Origin of the sequence: Denitrobaculum tricleocarpae (genome assembly GCF_007004665.1) — a bacterium.
Lineage (GTDB): Bacteria > Pseudomonadota > Alphaproteobacteria > Kiloniellales > Kiloniellaceae > Denitrobaculum > Denitrobaculum tricleocarpae.
This window is the reverse complement of sequence record NZ_ML660055.1, coordinates 360458-380764: the sequence shown is the minus strand read 5'-3', so window position 1 is coordinate 380764 and position 20307 is coordinate 360458. Positions and strand designations below refer to the sequence as shown.

At 58.7% G+C, this 20307-nt stretch carries 18 protein-coding genes; 11 read left to right on the top strand and 7 right to left on the bottom strand.

Translation table 11 applies throughout. The features are described from left to right. Positions 1–55 precede the first annotated feature (55 nt). A complete protein-coding gene (locus FKG95_RS14070; RefSeq protein WP_142897000.1) occupies positions 56–613 on the bottom strand; it encodes a DUF3576 domain-containing protein in 558 nt (185 codons plus the stop codon). A gap of 789 nt (positions 614–1402) precedes the next feature. Here FKG95_RS14070 and FKG95_RS14065 point away from each other — a divergent pair. From FKG95_RS14065 to FKG95_RS14045, 5 genes are all read left to right on the top strand, one after another. After that, entirely contained in the window at positions 1403–2473 is a 1071-nt protein-coding gene (locus FKG95_RS14065; protein WP_142896999.1) for a porin, read from the top strand. Positions 2474–3027: 554 nt separating this feature from the next. After that, a complete protein-coding gene (locus FKG95_RS14060) occupies positions 3028–4134 on the top strand; it encodes a porin (protein WP_142896998.1) in 1107 nt (368 codons plus the stop codon). Positions 4135–4406: 272 nt separating this feature from the next. Further along, on the top strand, positions 4407–5258 hold the full coding sequence (locus FKG95_RS14055; RefSeq protein ID WP_142896997.1) for a sulfotransferase domain-containing protein: 852 nt from the start codon (positions 4407–4409) through the stop codon (positions 5256–5258). 51 nt (positions 5259–5309) lie between these two features. Next, positions 5310–6176 carry a sulfotransferase domain-containing protein gene (locus FKG95_RS14050; protein WP_142896996.1) on the top strand — a complete coding sequence of 289 codons (867 nt, stop codon included), beginning with the start codon at positions 5310–5312 and terminating at the stop codon, positions 6174–6176. Between the two features lie 287 nt (positions 6177–6463). Further along, positions 6464–7141 carry a YggS family pyridoxal phosphate-dependent enzyme gene (locus tag FKG95_RS14045; RefSeq protein ID WP_246116776.1) on the top strand — a complete coding sequence of 226 codons (678 nt, stop codon included), beginning with the start codon at positions 6464–6466 and terminating at the stop codon, positions 7139–7141. Between the two features lie 30 nt (positions 7142–7171). Here the strand turns inward: FKG95_RS14045 and FKG95_RS14040 are convergent, their stop codons facing one another. Then, a complete protein-coding gene (locus FKG95_RS14040) occupies positions 7172–7762 on the bottom strand; it encodes a L,D-transpeptidase family protein (RefSeq protein ID WP_246116775.1) in 591 nt (196 codons plus the stop codon). A 61-nt stretch (positions 7763–7823) separates the two neighbouring features. Next, positions 7824–9068, bottom strand: a complete 1245-nt coding sequence (locus FKG95_RS14035) for a hypothetical protein (RefSeq protein ID WP_142896994.1) — start codon at positions 9066–9068, stop codon at positions 7824–7826. Positions 9069–9355: 287 nt separating this feature from the next. On the opposite strand from FKG95_RS14035, the gene FKG95_RS14030 reads away from it, so the two are divergent. Continuing rightward, positions 9356–10564, top strand: coding sequence for an adenylate/guanylate cyclase domain-containing protein (locus tag FKG95_RS14030; protein ID WP_142896993.1), 1209 nt, complete (start codon positions 9356–9358; stop codon positions 10562–10564). Between the two features lie 33 nt (positions 10565–10597). Here FKG95_RS14030 and ribA read toward each other — a convergent pair whose 3' ends face one another. Then, entirely contained in the window at positions 10598–11806 is a 1209-nt protein-coding gene (gene ribA / locus FKG95_RS14025) for a GTP cyclohydrolase II (RefSeq protein ID WP_142896992.1), read from the bottom strand. Positions 11807–12068: 262 nt separating this feature from the next. Between ribA and FKG95_RS14020 the strand changes: the two genes are divergently transcribed. The 5 genes from FKG95_RS14020 (at position 12069) to FKG95_RS14000 (ending at position 17402) form a co-directional block, all read left to right on the top strand. Further along, a complete protein-coding gene (locus tag FKG95_RS14020; RefSeq protein ID WP_179954093.1) occupies positions 12069–12953 on the top strand; it encodes an alpha/beta hydrolase in 885 nt (294 codons plus the stop codon). A 227-nt stretch (positions 12954–13180) separates the two neighbouring features. Beyond that, entirely contained in the window at positions 13181–13876 is a 696-nt protein-coding gene (locus tag FKG95_RS14015; RefSeq protein WP_142896990.1) for a response regulator transcription factor, read from the top strand. Positions 13877–14021: 145 nt separating this feature from the next. Continuing rightward, positions 14022–14855 carry an MBL fold metallo-hydrolase gene (locus FKG95_RS14010; protein WP_142896989.1) on the top strand — a complete coding sequence of 278 codons (834 nt, stop codon included), beginning with the start codon at positions 14022–14024 and terminating at the stop codon, positions 14853–14855. Positions 14856–14983: 128 nt separating this feature from the next. Next, positions 14984–15805 carry a class I SAM-dependent methyltransferase gene (locus FKG95_RS14005; protein WP_142896988.1) on the top strand — a complete coding sequence of 274 codons (822 nt, stop codon included), beginning with the start codon at positions 14984–14986 and terminating at the stop codon, positions 15803–15805. A gap of 256 nt (positions 15806–16061) precedes the next feature. Further along, positions 16062–17402 carry an adenylate/guanylate cyclase domain-containing protein gene (locus tag FKG95_RS14000; RefSeq protein ID WP_218940193.1) on the top strand — a complete coding sequence of 447 codons (1341 nt, stop codon included), beginning with the start codon at positions 16062–16064 and terminating at the stop codon, positions 17400–17402. 165 nt (positions 17403–17567) lie between these two features. Here FKG95_RS14000 and ubiV read toward each other — a convergent pair whose 3' ends face one another. From ubiV to ubiT, 3 genes are read right to left on the bottom strand one after another with little or no spacing between them, the layout of a single operon-like run. Next, positions 17568–18485, bottom strand: coding sequence for a ubiquinone anaerobic biosynthesis protein UbiV (ubiV, locus tag FKG95_RS13995; RefSeq protein WP_142896987.1), 918 nt, complete (start codon positions 18483–18485; stop codon positions 17568–17570). Then, positions 18482–19474 (bottom strand): ubiquinone anaerobic biosynthesis protein UbiU, encoded by a 993-nt coding sequence (gene ubiU, locus FKG95_RS13990; protein WP_142896986.1) that lies wholly within the window; start codon positions 19472–19474, stop codon positions 18482–18484. Before ubiU ends, ubiV begins: the two co-directional genes overlap by 4 nt. Continuing rightward, the gene (gene ubiT / locus FKG95_RS13985) at positions 19471–20157 is read right to left on the bottom strand and encodes a ubiquinone anaerobic biosynthesis accessory factor UbiT (protein WP_142896985.1); all 687 of its coding nucleotides are present in this window, start codon (positions 20155–20157) and stop codon (positions 19471–19473) included. Before ubiT ends, ubiU begins: the two co-directional genes overlap by 4 nt. Between the last annotated feature and the right edge of the window lie 150 nt (positions 20158–20307).

The window sequence follows — 20307 nt, the reverse complement described above, 5'->3', positions numbered from 1 at the left end:
CTTGTCGGGTGAACTGCGCCGGGTTCTGCCATGGGCGGTTATTGGCCAAGCGCTGTTACTGAACGGAGGCGATGCGGAGCTGGCGCGCCCGGGTAAGGATCGCGTTCTCTAGATCCGCAGAGGTTTCCGCACGCACGTCCGCATCTACCCAGGCCCCGCTACCATTCTGAACCTGCCGGAACACCGCCGCGCGAATACCGTCGGCGCGCAGATCGCGGCCCAAGATATAGACATTCAGTTTAACACGCTCCGCCCTGGTCTCCGGTGGCGAGTACCAATCGGTTATGATGACGCCACCAAAGGGGTCCGCAGAAGACAGGGGCATGAACGAAATCGTATCCAAGGACGCACGCCACAGGAAGCTGTTCACGCCGATTCCGCTGCCGCCCGACTGGGCAGGATTCTCGTCGGAGTTTCCAAAAAGCTGCAACCCGCCTCCGCCGAAAATACTTTCCCTCGTTTCATAGGTTCCGCCACCCTTGTCGCCCCTGCTGCGAGGGTAGACCGTGTCGGGGTCGGCATATTGGCAGGCCGCCGTAGACAGCAGAAAAAGACCTGCTGCAACTGCCGCAAGTATCCGAGAGCCGGAGGGCGCCTGAGTTGCTTTGAGCATGACTTTTCCTCGAGTCCTTCTACTGAATTCGTGCTTGTCAGATTACCGAATCGTTTAAACCACGGCGATCATGGAAGGTCAAGAAAGCTCGCTTGCGAAGGCTTGCGCGAGCTGCGCCTCAGGAGCGGATAGCAAGAGCGATGGACCCGCTCGGCTGCAATGGATTCGACGATGAGTGCGAAGGACTGGCTGCCGGAAATGACGGCGCTAGTATCCCGAATCTGAAATTCACTTCATTGAATTTCAGATTCAACGGGACACTACCTCATTGAATCTAGTGTGATTCAGTCTCTAAAATCCGCCGCATATTATGCGGCGAACTTCAGAAACATCACACTAGGGTAGTGCCGGGTGTACGGCCTTCCTTCTCTTGCGTGGGGCTTCATGACCGCGGCTTAGACCTCTCAAGCGGATCTGGGGCTAACTTGCAATGACTCCCGTATAACGGATGCCGGGAGCGACAGCCTGAAGCGCAAGATCGAAGGGCGAACGCGATTCGAATTCCGCCGTCAGCAGCAGTTCGCCTTTTTTCAAATTTATGCTTGATTCCTGCGCACGATGTCACACGTAAGTGATTGACTTCACACTGAGTTGATTGATTGTCAACGAGCGTGAGGGATTAACGTGGCGGTGAGGATGGCAATCACAGATCGCGATTGCCGGAATTCCTTCTGCATGTCGTTGGCGTAGACCTATTTCTTTGGCTTGCGCGCACGGGCTTGAGCGGGAATTTCCACTTATCAGAGCACGTTACGCAATCTTGCGGTAACTCGATCTAGGGGTAGATTTATGAAAAACAGACTTCTTGGCTGTTCAGCGCTTGTCGCTGCCGGTGTGCTGGTTGCACCCGCAGTGCAGGCGGAGGAACCCATCCAGTTGGGTGTCGGTGGTTTCATGGAGCAGTACTTCGGGTACGGCTCCTCCGATATTGATGACCGCGATCACTTCGATCAAAAGTCGGATTCCGAGATCATCTTTTCCGGTTCAACCACGCTGGACAACGGCATTCAGTTCGGTGTGAATGTCCAGCTTGAGGGCAATACCAACGATGACCAGATCGATGAATCCTACGCTTTCATCGAAGGGGACTTCGGCCGGGTCCTGCTGGGTTCCGAGAACTCGGCTGGATATCTGATGTCCATGGAAGCGCCGAATGTGGGTATCGGAATTAACTCCGGCGACCAGGGTGACTGGGTGCCGGTCGAGTCCGACGCCAACCTTGCCGCCCGCGGGACACTCGGGGCGACAACCCTCGAAAACGCCGCGGTGAACGACGCCAACCGCTTGACCTACTTCACGCCGCGTTTCTCCGGTTTTCAGGGCGGTATTTCCTACACACCCGACGCCGAGGAAGACGACAACGACCAGCCGAGTGAAAACGCCGAGTTCCATGACGGCATCGATGTTGGCATAAACTTCGTAGAGAGTTTCGGTGGGTTCGATGTTGAGGCTTTCGGCCGTTACGGCATCGCCAGCAACGATGCGGCGGGCGGTGACGATCCGGAGGTGTTCGGTGCCGGGTTTGCGGTCGGGTACGCTGGTTTCACGGTCGGCGGTTCGTACGGCCAGCAGGACGAAGCCGGCGAGAATGAAGGCCAGGCCTGGGACGCGGGTGTGTCTTACGAGACCGGTCCCTGGGGTGTTTCGCTTTCTTACTTCTATGGTGAAGCAGAGGGTTCAACGGCGAGCGGCGATGAAGAACTGCAGACCATTGAAGCTGCGGCCAGTTACGCGCTTGGCCCAGGCATCAAGGTCATCGGTTCTGTCGGATACAATGACTTTGAGGACGACGAGTCCGGGGCGGACGATGACAGCAACGACGGTTACTGGGTCGTTACCGGCATCAAGCTCTCGTTCTAAGCCAAGTCAGCCTGTGCGGACCATAGACTGGGCCTGAGCAGCACGGGCCACGCGTTACGTGTGGCGCCGATCGCATTGCAGCTGATGTATTCACGTCAGCAAGCGGCGTTGGAATGAGATTGAAAAGGGGCGGCTCTTGCTGCTCCTTTTCCGGTTTTTGCGGTTCAGTGATGTTTGTGCCATCTGACGCAGTGCTTCTTTGCAACAGCGTTGTTCAACGCCCTGTCGGCGGTAGAAAAGCCATGTTCTAAGCCATATTTCGTCATTAAGTCTCTCGTTGCGGCCGGCTCAATGCAAAATTCGCCTGTGGCAATTCCGCCACAGCATTGCGAAAATGTCACGTCGGAGTGCGAGTTCGAGTTGACCAATTAACCGTTTCAACTAATCTCCGCTCGTCTTCGCCGGTTGGTGGAGGTCGTTGTTGTGGTTTTGACCCTTTGATTCATTGGCTTGGTGTTTTTTCCTCAGGTCGGGTATCGGAATAAGGATCATAACCTCAGCAAGGCAAAATTACGTTTACCAAATTGGTAACTCAAATTAGGGGTTAACTTTCTATGAAAAAGATCCTTCTTGGAAGCACTGCACTGGTTGCTGCCAGCATGATGGCAGCTCCTGCAGTGTACGCTGAAGAGCCCATTCAGCTGGGTGTCTCCGGCTTCATGGAGCAGTATTTCGGTTATGGTTCGTCTGATGGTTTCGAAGGTTTAGACAGTGACGGCGACTCTGTCTCGAATACCGATCCAGACCATTTCGACCAGAAGTCCGATTCGGAAATCATCTTTTCCGGTTCGACCACTCTCGACAACGGCATCCAGTTCGGTGTGAACGTGCAGCTTGAGGGCAACACCTCCGACGACCAGATCGACGAATCCTATCTCTTCGTCGAAGGTGATTTCGGTCGCGTGCTGATGGGTTCCGAGAACTCTGCTGGTTACATCATGAGCGTTGCTGCTCCGAACGTCGGTATCGGCATCAACTCCGGTGACCAGGGCGACTGGGTACCATTCGATTCTGAAGCTGGTCAGTTCCGGGGCGTTCTCGGCTCGACTTCGCTGGAAAATGATCGGGTAAATGACGCAAATCGTCTTACCTACTTCACGCCGCGCTTCTCCGGCCTGCAGGGTGGTATCTCCTACACCCCTGACGCGGGTGAAGACGACAACACGCAGCCAAGTGAAAATGCTTCTTACCATGACGGCATTGACCTTGGTGTCAACTTCACCGAGAGCTTCGGTGGCTTTGACATTGCTGCTTCCGGCCGCTACGGCATCGCAAGCAACGATGCAACCGGTGGCGACGATCCGTCTATCTTTGGTGCAGGCTTGAACATTGGTTTCGCTGGCTTCACGGTTGGTGGTTCTTACGCTCAGCAGGAAGAAGCCGGCGCGGACGAAGGCCAGTCCTTCGACATTGGCGCGTCTTACGGCACCGGCCCTTGGGGCGTCTCGGTAACTTACTTCAACGGTGAAGCTGACGGCGGTGGCGGAAGCGGTGACGAAGAGCTGCAGTCCGCTGAAGTGGCTGCGAGCTACGCGCTTGGCCCAGGCATCAAGATGATCGGTTCCATCGGTTGGAGCGAATTTGACGACGACACCGATGCTGACGGCGACGGCAGCAACGACGGTTACTGGGTCGTTACCGGTCTGAAACTCAACTTCTAAGAGTTTCTACCTGACAGATTTGGGGGAGCGGTTTTCCGCTCCCCTTTTTCTTTGCTCCGCTGTCGTCGTCTGACCGGCGGTTTTTTTTTTTCGTAGCTTGCTATTTTGACGCCGACAGACTGACATCTGCCGGGTATCGTGGTCTTGAGCGTTTAGCTGTGTTTATCCTGAACAATTACGTTCTACTGCAAAGCCGAACACTTTTTTTGGCTGAGGGAACGCTTCGGCAAGCCGGCGTTTGCAGCAAACGAGAGGATTTAGGGTAGAGAGCGATGGGAAACCTTGTCTGGCTGGCATCCTTCCCAAAGTCGGGTAACACCTGGCTCAGACTGTTCCTCGCAAACTATGTGATGAACGCAACAGAGCCTTTTCCGATTAATAAAGCGCATCTTTTGACCTTTGGCGACATGACCGGTGCGCCCTACGAAAAGCTCACGCGAAAACCGTTGGCTGAGCTGGATGATGCAACGATCGACAGACTCCGGCCGCGCGTTCATCGCGCATTGGCGGGGCAAAAAGCCGACATCATGCTGGTCAAGACCCATCAGGCGGTGCTCCAGCGCGGCGGAGACTGGACGGTTACGGCAGATTTGACGAAAGCGTCGATTTACGTGATCCGAAATCCACTGGATGTGGCCGTTTCTTATGCCCACCATTATAACAGGGATCCCGTTGATATTATCGATGCCCTCAACAGCCCTTGGCACAAGCTGCCTGGTGACAAGAAATCGATCGTAACTCAATACTTGGGGCGCTGGAGCGATCATGTGCTCAGTTGGGTGGACGATCCCGTCCTCGCCCCCCTGGTGATGCGCTATGAAGATATGAAACGCGATCCAAAGAGCGAGTTTGGAAGAGCGATTGAACACCTCGGGCTGGATGTCGACGAGGAGCGCCTGAAGCGAGCAATTTCCTTCAGTTCTTTCACGGAATTGTCGAAGCAGGAACAGGTTTCAGGCTTTGTTGAGCGTTCAAAAAATGCAGATCGTTTTTTCCGGGGTGGACGGATAGGGGATGGTATCGAACAATTCACCTCTGAGCAGATCTCGAGGATCGTTGATGAGCATCGTACGGTATTGGCCCGGTTCGGATACCTGAATTCTCACGGAGAGTTGGCGCTTTGATTGGAGACTTCTCGTCGATAAGCGACGGCTTGCGAAACACCGGATCTGACCATGTCTGAACCACCCGTAAAAAAGTTGGTTTGGTTAGCCTCTTTTCCCAAGTCGGGTAATACCTGGTTACGGGTGTTCCTTGCCAATTACATTATGAATAGCAAGGAACCCTTTCCGATCAATAAGATCCATATGCTGACCTTCAGTGATATGATGGGATCGCCCTATGAAAAGCTCACAGGGAAGCTATTGAGAGATCTCAGCGATATCGAGATACACAGCTTTAGGCCCAGAGTGCACAGGGCGCTTGCCAGCCAAAAGGCCGATGTCATGCTGGTCAAAACCCATCAAGCTGTCCTGAATCTCCAGGAGATTTCGACCGTCACTCTCGATGTGACCAAGGCATCCATTTACATTCTGCGCAACCCCTTTGATGTGGCCGTATCTTATGCCCATCATTGTGGGCTTCAGCCGTCTGAAACGCTTAAGCTCCTGAGTAGTAAGCGTCACAATACAAGAGGAGATGGGAAGACGACGGTGCCGCAGTATCTGGGGCGCTGGTGCGATCACGTCCGAAGTTGGGTTGATGACGAGCAACTCTCCCCCTTGGTGCTGCGCTACGAGGATATGAAGCAGCGCCCTGAAATTGAGTTTGCAAAGGCAGTTCAGCACCTCGGCATGAAAGTTGATGAAGAGCGGCTTCGCCGGGCGATCCGTTTCAGCTCTTTCGATGAGCTGGCAAGTCAGGAATCTGAAGACGGGTTTGTCGAACGGGCAAGAAACGCAGATCGTTTTTTCCGCGGAGGCCGTGTCGGAGATGGTTTGGCGTGTTTCACTGAGGCCGAAGTTGAGAGTGTTATCGAGGATCACCGGGCCGTACTACAGCGGTTTCGATATCTCGATGGTTCAGGGCAACTGACCCTGTAGGTCAAGAACCAGCCAAAGCGTTACGTCGCAAAGAGCGAAAAACTGGGACGGCTCGGCTCATCTGGCGTGCCGCCAAAGGCTACAGCGATCCGCGCCTTGTGCATTTCGGAGCGTGCCGCCGTGGGGCGCTTTTTCTTCTTATCAGTTGGCGGTAATGACTGATGTCATACCCAAAGTCTGATAACAATTGGGCTTGGTATACTGGAGACCGTTGAGCTTAGAATGCAGCCTTTGCCAGTCCTCAAATACATCAATTACAACCAAGTTGACCATCCATGAATCCGGCTATGACCAACTCTATCGCTGATACGCTTACGGACGTGGAGCAAGCAATCTCCCAGGCCGCTCAAGACTCCAGGCGACAGCCGGGGGACGTCAAACTTGTGGCGGTCAGTAAGACCTATGGTGTGGAGCAGATCCAATCGGCTCTGAATGCAGGACACCGGGTCTTTGGCGAAAACCGGGTGCAAGAAGCGCAGGCAAAGTTCCCCGGATTGAAGGATACCTGGTCGGACATCGAACTACACCTGATCGGGCCCTTGCAGACCAACAAGGCGAAGGACGCGGTTGCGCTCTTCGACGTAATTCAAACACTGGACCGCCCCAAGCTCGCGCGGGCACTGGCGCGCGAAATGGAACGCAGTGGCCGCCGACCCGACTGTTTCATCCAGGTCAACACCGGCGAAGAGGAACAGAAGGCCGGAATTGCACCTGCTGATCTTGCCGAGTTTGTTGCTTTGGCGCGCGATGAGCTTGCCCTTCCAGTCGTCGGTTTGATGTGTATCCCGCCCGTCGATGAGAATCCCGCCCTCCATTTTGCGTTTTTGAACGAGCTCGCGCGGAGGTTAGGACTTACGCAGCTTTCGATGGGTATGAGCGCGGATTACGAGCAAGCTGTTCGGCTCGGTGCAACAGTTGTGCGCGTCGGATCGGCAATTTTTGGGAAACGCAAGGCGCCCGCCTGAAAGAGGCCGACGGCGAGCCTGCGGGACGCGCTAAGTCTCGGGCGCGGTAATTACAACGGCGCTATCCCGGTCCACTTCTCGCAAGATTTTCAGCAGATCGTCCTGTTGCAGCGCCACACAACCTTCCGTCGCTTCAAAATTCTCCCGAGCAACATGAAGAAATATTGCGCTTCCACGCCCAGGAACGATCGGATCGCTGTTGTGGTTCAACACCACCAGAGCGTCATAGAGTTGGTCTTCGCGCCACAGTTTCTCGTGGCTTGCCTCAAACGGTAAGGTAACCTGCCGGTTATAGTTAGGATCTTCCGGCGCATCACACCAGCCGTCATTGGTGGTGATGGCGGAGAGCGGCAGGGCGGTTTGAACGTCCTGGATCCGGTCCGGACGGTATAGAACCCTGAGCATGCGCCAGCGCCCGACCGGCGTCGCACCGTCGCCTTCCTGTTTTCGCTCCGCTGATATCAGGTTACTTCGGCCAACAGCACAGCGGCATTCCCGGTGACCGAAGCGGGCGCGCCAACCCTCAGCGGTTTGTTCGACGAGGAGATCCATGTTGCGGTTATATCCGACGCCGTGGCGCCGGTTCAATGCCGGGTTTCCCGAACCGACACCGATCTTCACCCTGTCTTACCCAGGTTCCTTTACGGGCCTTTCCTGCGCGGGGCGTGCGGGGAGAGGGAGTCTAGATCGCGCCGGGTGTTTTTCCCTGGGCTACGTCCGGAAGAGCACTGCGTTGCTGGGTCATCGATTGATAGCGATCAAGCCCTTCGAGCATACGATCGGCAAAGCTTGATTGAATAGTGGCACGTTCACTTTCCTTGCGCCGGCTAGTATCTGCGGTCTGGCTATCCCCTGCGATTTCACGCGCGCCCGCCTGAAGCCTGTTTGCAGTCACACTTGCTGCTTCGTTGACGACGGCACTCGTGGCGGCGGCGCTGGAGGCCTGGGCGGCCGCTGAGGTCGAGGCGCGGGAGTTAATGTACCGGCTGGGATCGATCGGAATGCTCTTCCGCTCTGCCGGAGGTTCGGGCTGGCGTTGTGTCACGGGGATTGCCACCGGGTTGCTTTCCGGGACGTTTGCGCGAACTGGAGCTGATGGGACCGGCGATGCCGCACCTGCGGCTGCAGATGCCAGCTGCGCGACCTTACCACTTGATACGACATCCGCTGACTGCTGGCTGAGGCCCTTTGGTGCCGCTGCGCCCGGCGAAGGCGCGTTCGATGCCGCGGCCGAGGCGAACCCCATGTCTTTGAGAAGGGCCTGTAGGGCTGCGTTATTTGCCTGCATCTGCGAAACAGCGGCGGAGCCGGCATTTTCACGCTGCACCTGGCTGCCGCTTGTCTGTGCCGCGAGTGCCGCAGGGGCCTGTGTTTGCTGGGTTTGTGTGTCTGTCGGCCCTGCTGGGCGCGCAGCTGCCGCTGCGACGGCTGTGCCGCCGCTATCTGGGGCCGCCTCTTCATCGAAAATCATGGCCATGGCAATCTCGCCAACGTCCTTGCCCGAGGTTTCCTCGACGATTGCGTTGCCGATCGCGGAAGCAAAGCCAAGAGGGCCGCCGTAGAGCATGCCGCCGGCGATTCTCGCCGGTGCGGAAATGGTATCGCCAGTCAGATCCCGGTAGATCGATGAGACAACCGGTATGTGTTGCAGCGGATTGATGATGTCGATGAAGTCCCAGAAACCAAAGGACTCGTCGTCCTGGTCACGTTGCGACGGATCGATGGCGTGTTCATGGGCGTTTGCATGGCTGAGTGCGCCGTCGAATGCCTTGACGGAATGGTGAACCTCTTTATTGGCGCGGGTCTCTTGGTTCCTCGACGAGGCTCCTGCTGTATGTCCGGGTGTCGATGGTGCCCGGCCTTTGGACTTTGCGACAATTGCATTATCCCAGGCCGTGTAAGACGGATCGGCGCGCTCAAGGTTCATATCGGTCTCGGCAAAAAGAGTGTTTTTGGTTCGTTGGCAGAAGAGGTTTGCAAAAATGGGACCAGGAATAAGTGTCTGTTTTAATTGGCAAGAAGAATCCGGACCGCGCTTAGCGGCAGAAGCCGCCGGGTAGATTTTGCCGCTGTTCTGCGGCCATCGAGACCAAACACACGCAGCGATGATGTGCGGTTCCGCCGATTGCATGGAAAGAGATTCAATGCGGGTCAGCCGGCTCAATGCTAAAAACTGTGATCAAGTGAGCTTTTGGCTGAAGTTTGGAGCTGGCTTTGACGGCGCGGTATTCGGAAGACATCAGAGCCTGGATCATAGATCAAGGTCTGCGCGGGGCTTCACTCGACGAGATCACGGCTGGTTTTTGCCGCCGCCTGCGTGCTGCGGGACATCCCCTGTGCCGTGTGAGCGTCAGTTTGCGCACGCTTCATCCAAAGTATGGCGCGCATAGCTTGGTCTGGGACGCCGCGAGCGACAGTCTCTCCAAAATTGCCCATCTCCATCAGGAGGCGGGGGATCAGACATTCCTCGAGAGCCCGATTCATTACCTGGTGAGCGGCGCCGCGAAGCATGTGCGCTGTCAGTTGGACGGGCGTCCTTTACAGGTTACTTTCCCCATGGTTGAGGCGCTTCGGACGCAAGGCTACACCGATTACGCCGCCACAACGGTTCTCTTTGCTGCCGAGCAGGACTTTCAGACCATGGAGGGCATTTTCTTCTCCTGCGCGACTGACTGTGATGGCGGATTCAGCGATGAGGAATTGACTTGGATTAAAGGTCTCTTGCCGTCCCTTGCCCTGGCGCTGAAGTCGGCCTCTGTTCAGGAGGTAGCGGTCAATATTGTCGAGGCCTATCTCGGCAAGGATGCAGGACATCAGGTTCTGCGCGGAAAATTCAACCGTGGTTCAGTCGAGAGCATCGATGCGGTGATTTTGATCGCTGATTTGCGCGGATTCACGGCGACCACGGGCCTTTTGCCGAGAGAAACGGTCGTCCAGCGGCTAAACGCCTACTTCGACTGTATTGTGCAGCCGGTTGAGCAGCGGGGCGGACAGGTCCTGAAGTTTTTGGGTGATGGGCTCCTCGCGACCTTTACCCTCGAGGATGGCCAACCCAGAAATCAGGTCTGCGCCAGTGCGTTGCAGGCGGCACGCAGCGCGCTGACCGAGGTTGCGAAGCTCAACGCCCGGCTCGAATCTCAAGGCGAATACGCGATGCCGCTGGATATCGCTTTGCATTTGGGCGATGTCATGTATGGCAACGTAGGTGCCGCCGACCGGCTGGATTTCACGGTAATTGGCACTGCGGTGAACGAGGCCAGCAGGATCGAGGGACTCTGCGACCAACTCGGACGCAACCTTCTGATATCCGAAACTTTTTCAGAAGAGCTCGGGTCTAAGAGTGGCGATCTTGTCTTGCTCGGATCATATCCGCTGCGTGGTGTTTCCGTGCAGCGGCAGGTTTTTGGCCTCGCTGAGGAATGACCCGCGTCTGGCGCAGGCTTAAGTGGTCAGGGCTTACAGATAGTGGCCAAAGCGCGCTGCCTTGGTTTCCAGATAGAACTGGTTATGACCGTTCGAGGGAAAATGGTGCGCGACCCGTTCCTCCACGGAGATACCGCAGCGTGCCAGTGCACTGACTTTCTGGGGATTATTGGTCAAAAGCCGGACTCTTTTAAAGCCAAGCTGGCGCAGCATCTCCGCCGCGGGCAGGTAGATGCGCTCGTCAGCGTCAAAGCCCAGTTGTTCGTTGGCTTCGGCGGTATCGGCGCCCCGGTCCTGCAGTTCATAGGCGCGCAGTTTGTTGATCAGGCCAATTCCGCGGCCTTCCTGGGAGAGGTAGAGCAGGATGCCTGATCCGACCTCGCCCATGGTTCGGATCGCACCGCGCAGTTGATCGCCGCAGTCACAGCGCAGACTGCCCAGCAAATCGCCGGTAAAACACTCCGAATGCATGCGGGCCAGCACGGGTGCTGAAGGGTCGGGTTCGCCGATAATCAAGGCCAGGTGCTCGATGCCGCCGTCGTTGGGCCGAAAGGCCACAACGCGTGTGTTTTCAGCGTGGTCCAGGGGAATCTTTGCGGCAGCAACCTTGGTTAGGGCCTTTGCGGCACCCAGCCTGTAGTCAGCGATATCCTCCGTCGAGACGCTTAGAAGATCGTGCCGGCCGGCCCAGTCCCTGATCACCTTGACCGGAAGAGTCTGGCTGTTGGCTGCTGCACCCGCGCCGATTGCGACCTGGGCAATGATGGCCGCCGGAAGCAGCCGTGCGAGCTTGGTCAGATCGATTGCGCTTTCGCTCAGGGCGGCCGGGGCAGGGGTGACGCGCGGGCGGAGCACCTCCACATCATAACCGGGTTCGTCCGTCGGGTCGGCGAGCGACTGAATCGTGCTCGCTTCGATGGCATCGCTGTCAAGAGACAGGGCAAAGACCCCGCTGACCGGAATCAGACTTCGGGCTTCGTCAAAACCGACCGCGGCTGCGCGCCGCGCGGTCAAGAGCAGGCGCGGCGTGGTATCGATCGAACCGCTGGACTCCGCAGTCAGGCTGCGCAGCTGCGAGAGGGTTGCGTCGCACAGAGTCTCGGCCGATTGCACCAACGCCGCAAAGCCGTCACCTGTATAGACAAGCACGCAGGCCCCCCGGCGCAAGTCGGCAATAGCCCGGTCAACGGACTGCAGCGCGCTGGCAGCGATGGGGACATTTTCGGCAACCAATTCAGACATCTTCGTTCGCTGGGGCCTGTTTCACGGTTTTCTTCACATAAGAGGAAACAATCCGCTTTTACCGCGTCATGTCACCCTCCGCCTGTCAGGTCAAGAGACAGTTGATTTTCGCTAATCGATTGTCGCGCTTTGTCTTTGGCCATTAACATGGGGCCCGGTGGCCCTGGAGCAAGCGCTGCCGGGACCCACAATGATATGGCAAGACCTTGGTTTTGCAAGGGGTCTTGCAAGCAACGCAAAGGGTGAAGAGAAAAGGGGCGCCATGAGCGGGAAGGTCTTTTTGGAGTACGACCAGGTCCAGTTGGACCGCGAAATGAATCTGCGGGGACGCTGGCCCGAGCATCAAAGCTACTTCGATCGATGGGCGGCGGACTCTTTGCATGTCAGAAAGACGTACAATTGTCACAGCGACCTCGCGTACGGGGACACGCCGGGCCAAAAGCTGGATCTTTTTTTGCCCGGTGGCGAGGAGCGGGCGCAACGACCGGGGAAAACGCCGCTGCTCGCCTTCATCCACGGCGGTTATTGGAAATCGCTGGACAAGGGCGATTTCAGCTATCTCGCGCCGGCCTATCTGGAGCGCGGAATCGCGTTTGCCTCCTTGAACTATGATTTATCCCCCAAGGCCGATATCGGCGAGATGGTCGCTCAGGTCCATCGCGGATTGGCGTGGCTGGTCCGCCGGGCCGGGGAATACGATCTGGATCCGAGCGGCCTTTACGTCGCCGGCCATTCCGCGGGCGGGCATCTGGCGGCCATGGCGGTCAATCCGGCCTGGACGGCGGCCTACGACCTGTCACCCGAGGTGATCAAGGGCGGCTGCTCGGTTTCGGGCGTATATGACCTTGCGCCCGTGGCCCTGAGCTTTCAGCAGGAGGAGCTTCAGATCGCCCCGCGGGTCGTCGAGAGCTTCAGCCCCTTGACGAATGTGCCCGCCGCCGCCGCGCCTCTGATTTGCGCCGTGGGTTCGGATGAGACCGCCGAGTTCATTCGCCAGCAAGGCGTTTACGTGGAGGCCTGGCGCCAAAAAGGCCTGTCCTGTCAGGTCATTGACCTGCCCGGAGACAATCATTTTTCCGCGGCCGATCGGCTGGGTGAAAGGGACCACCCCTTGTATCTGGCACTCCTGGAACTGACTTCTTCGTGATGTAACTATTGAAACGGGAAAGCCGGCGGCCCTAATTACCCTGCAGCATCCAGTATGCAACAGGAGATAATCCTTGGCTTCTTGCAGTTTTGACTTCCGAACCCACTGAAATGAAGCCGCTATCCGGAATAAAGATCATTGATTTACCGCAGATACCTGAGTCGCTTGCTTGAATAGGGTCTCTTGCAGTGGTATCTCAGGGAAAAGAATACAGAGGGGCGTCATCCATGGTGGCAGCAGTCGGTAAGAAGATTCTCCTGGTGGACGACGACGATCCACTCCGTCAGTCCTTGGGCGAACAGCTGCGCCTGCACGAAGAGTTTGAGACCATCGAGGTCGATACCGGTGCGGCGGCCATCGACATTACCAAGAACGATCACTTCGACGCGATCCTGCTGGACGTGGGCCTGCCGGATATGGACGGCCGGGAGGTTTGCCGTCTGTTGCGCCGCAACGGGGTCAAATCGCCGGTCATCATGCTGACCGCCGCGGAGTCCGATGCCGATACCATCCTTGGGCTCGACGCGGGCGCAAACGATTACGTCACCAAGCCTTTCCGCCTCGGGGTGTTGCTCGCACGCTTGCGCGCGCAGCTGCGCCAGCATGAGCAGAGCGAGGACGCGGTCTTTACGATCGGCCCCTACACCTTCCGTCCGAGCGCAAAGGTCCTGATCCACGGTGAGACGCAACGCAAGGTGCGCCTGACCGAGAAGGAAACCTCGATCCTGAAGTACCTTTACCGCAACGGCAGCAAAGTGGTCGGCCGCGATGTCCTGCTCAACGAGGTCTGGGGCTACAACGCCGGGGTGACCACCCATACCCTGGAAACCCACGTCTATCGCCTGCGCCAGAAAATCGAGGCGGATCCTTCGAACGCGGAGATCCTGGTCACGGAACCGGGCGGCTACAGACTTGTGCCCTAACGAGTGACCTGATCGACACGCTCCCTCAAAATCCGGTCTTGCTGGGGCATTAATGCCGCTCCCGCCACATTTTTGCCAAATTTGTCTTGGGAAGCGTCTTTCTCTCGCCTAAATATGTTTAAGGGCTGAAAGGAAGACTGTCGATTTGGCTGAAGAATCTGATTTTTACGTCCGCTTCTGGGGGGTTCGCGGCTCGATTGCCTGTCCCGGCCCGGCCCATAAGCGTTATGGCGGCAATACCTCCTGCCTGGAGGTGCGTTGCGGCGAACATGTGCTGATCTTCGACGCCGGCACGGGCTTGCGGCCGTTCGGTGAGAGCCTTTGCAGGATGTCCGAGGTCGAGGCCGACATTTTCCTGACCCACACCCACCATGATCACATCATCGGCCTGCCGTTCTTCAAGCCCAACTTCAACAAGCGGAATCGCGTCCGCTACTGGGCCGGCCATCTGCAGCCGGAACACAGCCTGCATGACGTGCTCTGCCAGTTCATGAGTGCGCCGCTGTTTCCCGTACCGCCCAAGATCTTCGCGGCAAACGTGACCTTCCACGATTTTTATTCCGGCGACATCCTGGAGCCCCGGCCCGGGGTGCGCATTCGGACCGCGCCTTTGAACCATCCCAACGGCGCGACCGGCTACCGGGTGGAATATGGCGGAAAATCCATCTGCTACGTGACGGATACCGAACACACCGAGGGCCAGCTTGATCGCAATATCCTGGAGCTGATCGAGGGGGCCGATATCATGATCTACGACTGCAGCTATACGGACGAGGAGTTTCCCCGCTTCAAGACCTGGGGGCATTCGACCTGGCAGGAGGGTATGCGGCTTTGCAACGCGGCCGCCGTCCGGCAGCTGGTGATCTTCCACCATGATCCGGCCCATGATGACAACTTCATGGATCTGGTTGCGAAGGAGGCGGAGGAGGCCCGTCCGGGGTCCGTCGTGGCCCAGGAAGGCATGGTCCTGCATCCGTGACACCTCAGACAGCTTCGGCCCCTGGTCCCAAACCGTCACCTTCCCCGGGACCACAGAGCGCTCTTCAAGACTCAGCAAAACCAAAGCTTTCCGGCCGGATTCGCCGCCGGCGTCTTTGGTTCGGGCTGATGACGCTCTTCAACATAGCCCGGCGCGGCTTTTTCATTCCCTATCGCTATGCCGAAAGCCTGCCCGACGCGGGAGAGCGGGCGTCCTATGCCGCTATCGAGCGCCTCCTGGAGCAGTCCCGCCCGGTTTTTGCCGAGTTCCTTGCTTCAATGGCGCCCTACGCGGATGACTTTGCGCGGATCGGCGCAGATCCGCCGCCGCAGCCGCGCTGGAACCAGTCCTGGTTCCCGCGTCTGGACGCCGCGGCAGCTTACTGTCTGGTGCGCGCGCATGCGCCCAAACGCATCATTGAGGTCGGATCAGGGCACTCGACACGCTTCGTCGCCCGTGCCATCGCGGATGGCGGGCTCGACACGCAGGTCACGGCCATTGATCCGGCGCCACGGGCGGATCTGGGCAGCCTGCCGGTGAACCTGGTCCGCAAAACCCTGCATGAGGCCGGGACCGGGCTCTTCGAACAACTCGAAGCAGGCGATTTTCTGATGATCGATTCCAGCCACATCCTCATGCCCGGCAGCGATGTGGACGTGCTGTTCGGTCAGGTTCTGCCGGCGCTGCCCGCCGGGGTGCTGGTTCAGATCCACGACGTCTTTCTGCCTGACGACTATCCGGCCGCCTGGGATTGGCGGGGATACAACGAACAGCTCGGGGTGCTTCCGTTGCTGGGGTCCGGCGGCTGGGAAGCGGTTTTCGCCTGTCACTTTGCCGTCAGCCGGATGGCGGAGGAGGTGGCCGCTTCTGCCGCAGGTGGCCTGGAAATGCCCACCGAAGCGATTGAGTCGGCCTTCTGGTTGCGCAAGACCTGCGACGCTGTGGGCTGAAGCGCTTGGTGACAACCTGGCCGAAAATCCGGCGGTCACGCAAAATCACGACAAACTGACGCCCAGTGATCGGGTGCCGGAGTTATACTTCAGGATAGAGGAACGAGTCTTAAACTGCCTTCCTGGCATGTAACGACCTTGAAAGTGTTTATTTGTCATACTTCTGAGACAGTGCGACGCTCGATGCGGCATTTTTAGGCCATGAAACAGCTCTTGGCTTCGAGCCGATTGGAGCCGGGCGGAACAGGCGGATCACTTGAGAATTACCCAATGGCTGCGTAAATCCGGTGAACCGGAGCTACCCGAGAGGGTCAGTCAGGCTATTCGCGATCAGGAAGACGCGACCGAGCGCCTGATCGGCTGGGTGCAGCTCTCCGTCGTGCTGGTTTTCGGCATGCTTTACTTCCTGTCCCCCAAGGTCTTTGCCGAGGACGCGGAGTTCGCACCCGTCCCCTGGGCTCTGTCGATCTATCTTCTGCTGACCATCATTCGTATCGTCTGGGCCCACAGGGCGCGTCTGCCATCCTGGTCGCTCGCCGTCTCGGTCTTTTTCGATATGACCCTGCTGATGGTGTTGATCTGGAGCTTCCATCTGCAATATGAGCAGCCCGCGTCCTTCTATCTCAAGGCGCCGACCCTGCTCTATGTCTTCATCTTTATTGCCCTGCGTGCCCTGCGCTTCGAGGCACGCTTCGTGCTGCTGGCCGGGCTGGTGGCCGCGGCCGGCTGGGGAATCCTGATTCTTTATGTGATCGAAGTCGATCCGACCGACACCATGATCACCCGCGACTATGTGCAGTACATGACCTCGAACACCATCCTCCTGGGCGCGGAGTTCGACAAGATCATCTCCATCCTGCTGGTTTCGGTGATTCTGGCGGTGGCCCTGCGCCGGGGACGGGCGCTTCTGGTCCGCTCGGTCAGCGAGGGACTGGCGGCCAAGGAACTCTCCCGCTTTTTCGCACCCGAGATTGCCGCCAAGATCACGGCCACGGATCAAGGCGTGGCCGCAGGCACCGGCGAGATGCGTCAGGCGGCGATCGTCAATCTGGACATGCGCGGCTTCACCCGCATGGCCAGCCAGGCGGAACCTTCCGTTGTGATGGGCGTACTGGCGGAATATCAGCAGCGCATGGTGCCACTGATCCAGAAACACGGTGGCAGTATCGACAAGTTTATGGGCGATGGCATTATGGCGACTTTCGGCGCCTCCAGGCCGTCGCAGACCTTTGCCGCCGATGCCATGCGGGCGTTGGACGATGTGGGGGCCGCCGCCCAACGCTGGCACGCGGAACGGGGCGCCGCGGGCGAGTACTGCCCCGAGATTAACGGTTCGGTCGCCACGGGCCAGATCCTCTTCGGAGCGGTCGGCGACGAAACCCGGCTCGAGTACACCGTGATCGGCGATGCCGTGAACCTCTCCGCCAAGCTGGAGAAATACAACAAGCAGGCCGGCACGCGCATCGTTGCCGACGCGGAAACCTACCGTCTGGCCCTGGAACAGGGCTATGTGCCGGCCCTTGAAAAGCGAACCCTGCCCGAAGTTGAGGTCGACGGCATCAGCCGGCCGCTCGATCTGGTGGTTGTGTCCGACTGACCGGGTGTTTTCCCGCTCCAGAGCAGGTCCGGTTTAGATGGAATCGCCCTCGGCGATCCGTCGTACCGGTGAATCTGCTCTTATTGTAAGATGTAGAGCGGGTTCACATGTTTTAGCGAAAACACAGAGTGTTTCCGTTAAAACATGACGCGCTCTAAGCTGTGGTCAGACGAACTGCGCCCCTTCACGGCCATGAAAAAAACCGTTGGACAGGGCGGTGTGGCCCGCCAGTTGCCTGAGAGCCACGCTTGCTTCTTCCCGGTCGATCCGCCCATCCAGCCGGTCCCTGAAGAGCCGGGCGACTTCGATCATGCCGATTGTCTGGGGTGAAAGGCGGAAACGACGGACGCCGCAGGCTTTTAAGAGATCGAGCTCGTTGAGAAGGCAGCCGTAGGAGGCGGATTGGGTTTGCACGCCGTTGACCACCAGAAAAGGCTCGTCGTCCAGGGTTTCGACCGGCAGACCGTCAGGATCCTCACCGCAGGCGTAAAGGCACCCGTCCTTGCTCCGTTCGTAGGCACGGGCATGGTAGCAGCGGGCCGAGATAGCCAGCGGCCAGCGCCCGAAGACCTGTATTTCGATCATCGGCATTCCAATCTCCGGCATTCCGATTGCCGCTGAGTCCTGTTCTGCAAGTTTGCCGATCGAGGCCGCCGGGAGTTCGGCAGGCAGGGTCACACGGACTGCGCCGTCCGCCGCCATGCGGGCGAGCGTGGATTCGTTGTAAACGTTGATGTAAGGCCCGATCACGTGGGGTTTGCCGGTGAGCAGCGGCAGAGCGGCGACATCATTGGCCTCGACCAGGCCGGCGCCCAACTCCACGGCATCCTTCACCAGTGCCAGATCGCGGTGATCGGTGATCAGCGCCGGGGTTGAGAGCACCACCTCCTTACCCGCCGCCTGAAGGCGTTCGATCACTTCCTCATAGAGGGGGAAGGTGAAGGGTGCGCGCTTGGGGCAGACCACCTCGCCCATGCAGACGCTGGCGACAGGTGCTTCGTCGGCGATACGAAAATAGAAATCGCGCCAGGCCTCCGCCGGCCAGTGATAGAGCAGGGGCCCAAGGGTCAAGAGCGTGGTCATCGCCAATCCTTTCTGTAAGCGCCACCGGTGCCCCGGCCCCCCTCACTGAGCGCGGCCAGAGAGGTGGTTTCGGGCGTCCGCCCCGCGGCGGCCTTTTCGACCGCCTCGCGCAAGGCCCCGACAACCTGGGCAATGTAGGCGCGGCCCCGTTGGCGTCCTTCGATCTTGAGGGCCTTGACCCCCGCCGCCGCCAGTTCGGGGATCAAGGGCCGGGCATCCAGGCTGACCGGATCCTCGAAGAGATAACTGGCATGGCCGCGCGCCTTGAAGCGCCCCTTGCAGAGGGTCGGATAGCCCGAGGGTTCCCCCGATTCAAAGCGGTTGATGGTGAAATCGCCGAGCCGCACCTGGACCCGCTCCCCCTCGGGGACATACCTGACATGGCTGGCGGGCGAGCAGACACCGGCGGTATTGGGAGAACGGCCCGTCGCGTAGGAGGAAAGGGCGCAGCGGCCCTCCGCCATCGGACACATACCGCCGTAGACAAAGACCTCGGTCTCGACCGGCGCCTCGGTGGCAATCTCCTTGACCTGCGGCACCGTGAGGACGCGCGGCAGCACCGCGCGGGTAATCCCGAAATTGCGGTGATAGTACGCGAGCGCCAGAGGATGCGCCGCCGAGGCCTGGACAGAGAGATGGCGCCTGAGATCCGGATGGCGCCGCGCGGTATAGTCAAGGACACCGATATCCGAGACAATGATGGCATCGACGCCAAGTCCGGCCGCATCGTCCACGGCCTGGCGCCAGGGGCCTTCGTTCCCGGCCTGCGGAAAGCTGTTGATCGCAAGATAGACCTTGCTGCCGCGCGGATGGGCATAGGCGATGGCGGCCTCCAGTTCTTTCCGGCTGAAGTTGAGGCCGGGGAAGTTCCGGGCGTTGGTGCAGTCGCGAAAGCCCAGGTAAACCGTATCGGCCCCGGCATCCACCGCGGCCTCCAGCGCCGCCGGCGTTCCCGCCGGGCAGACCAGTTCCAGTCTTGGCAGGCTCATGAGATATCCTCTCGCTGACGCTGCGTCGCCGGACGGCGTCTTTGTGTGCGCAATTCGCGGACTTCCGCACGCAGTTTCTCGATCTCGGAACTCTGGCGGTCCAGCCGCTCTTGCGTGACTGCTGTGACCGCGCGCCCCAGGAGCGACACGCCCCGGTCGAGCCGCGTGTAGCCGCCGAGCGCGGCATCCAGGGCCGCGCGTGCCAAGGGGGCCGCGTGCCCGAAGCTCTCGCCGATGATCCGGCGCAGATCCACACGCGCGTCATCAAGTGCGTTGCGCAGGGCCAGCACCAGCTCCATGTCGCCGGTAATCTGCAGGTGCCGGGAGAAGAAGAGTGCATCGCCGTCGACCTCACCCTCGAGCAGTGCGGTGAGGTCCGCCAATGCGCCGCGCACAGAGGCGTCGGGGGCTTCAGGGACTTGCCGGTCTTGCCCAACGGCGGCAATGCGCGGGGTGCTGTCCGTCAAGGTCAGGATAAACGCGACCGGCAGATCACTTGGGTCAAGGAGAAGATGGCGGCCGGCGTAATCCGTAAGGCGCTCGGGAACGCCTGGATGCAAACGGCAAAAGGCATCTGCGGTCTGCTGCAGAAACCAGGCAAGGGGAGGAGTCGGGAGCAGACGCAGGGGGAGGCCCGCTACGAGAGCACCGCTGAGCGGCGGCGGCGAACGGAAATCCAACATTTCATTTATAGCTTTTTATGTGCAAGCCGGTTCGGCTTTCAGCAGTCTCACTAGATCAGATCAAGTTTAGATGGAATCGCCGAAGGCGATGCGTCGTGCTTATGAATCTGATCTAACACTAAGAGCTAGAACGGATTCACACGTTTAGAC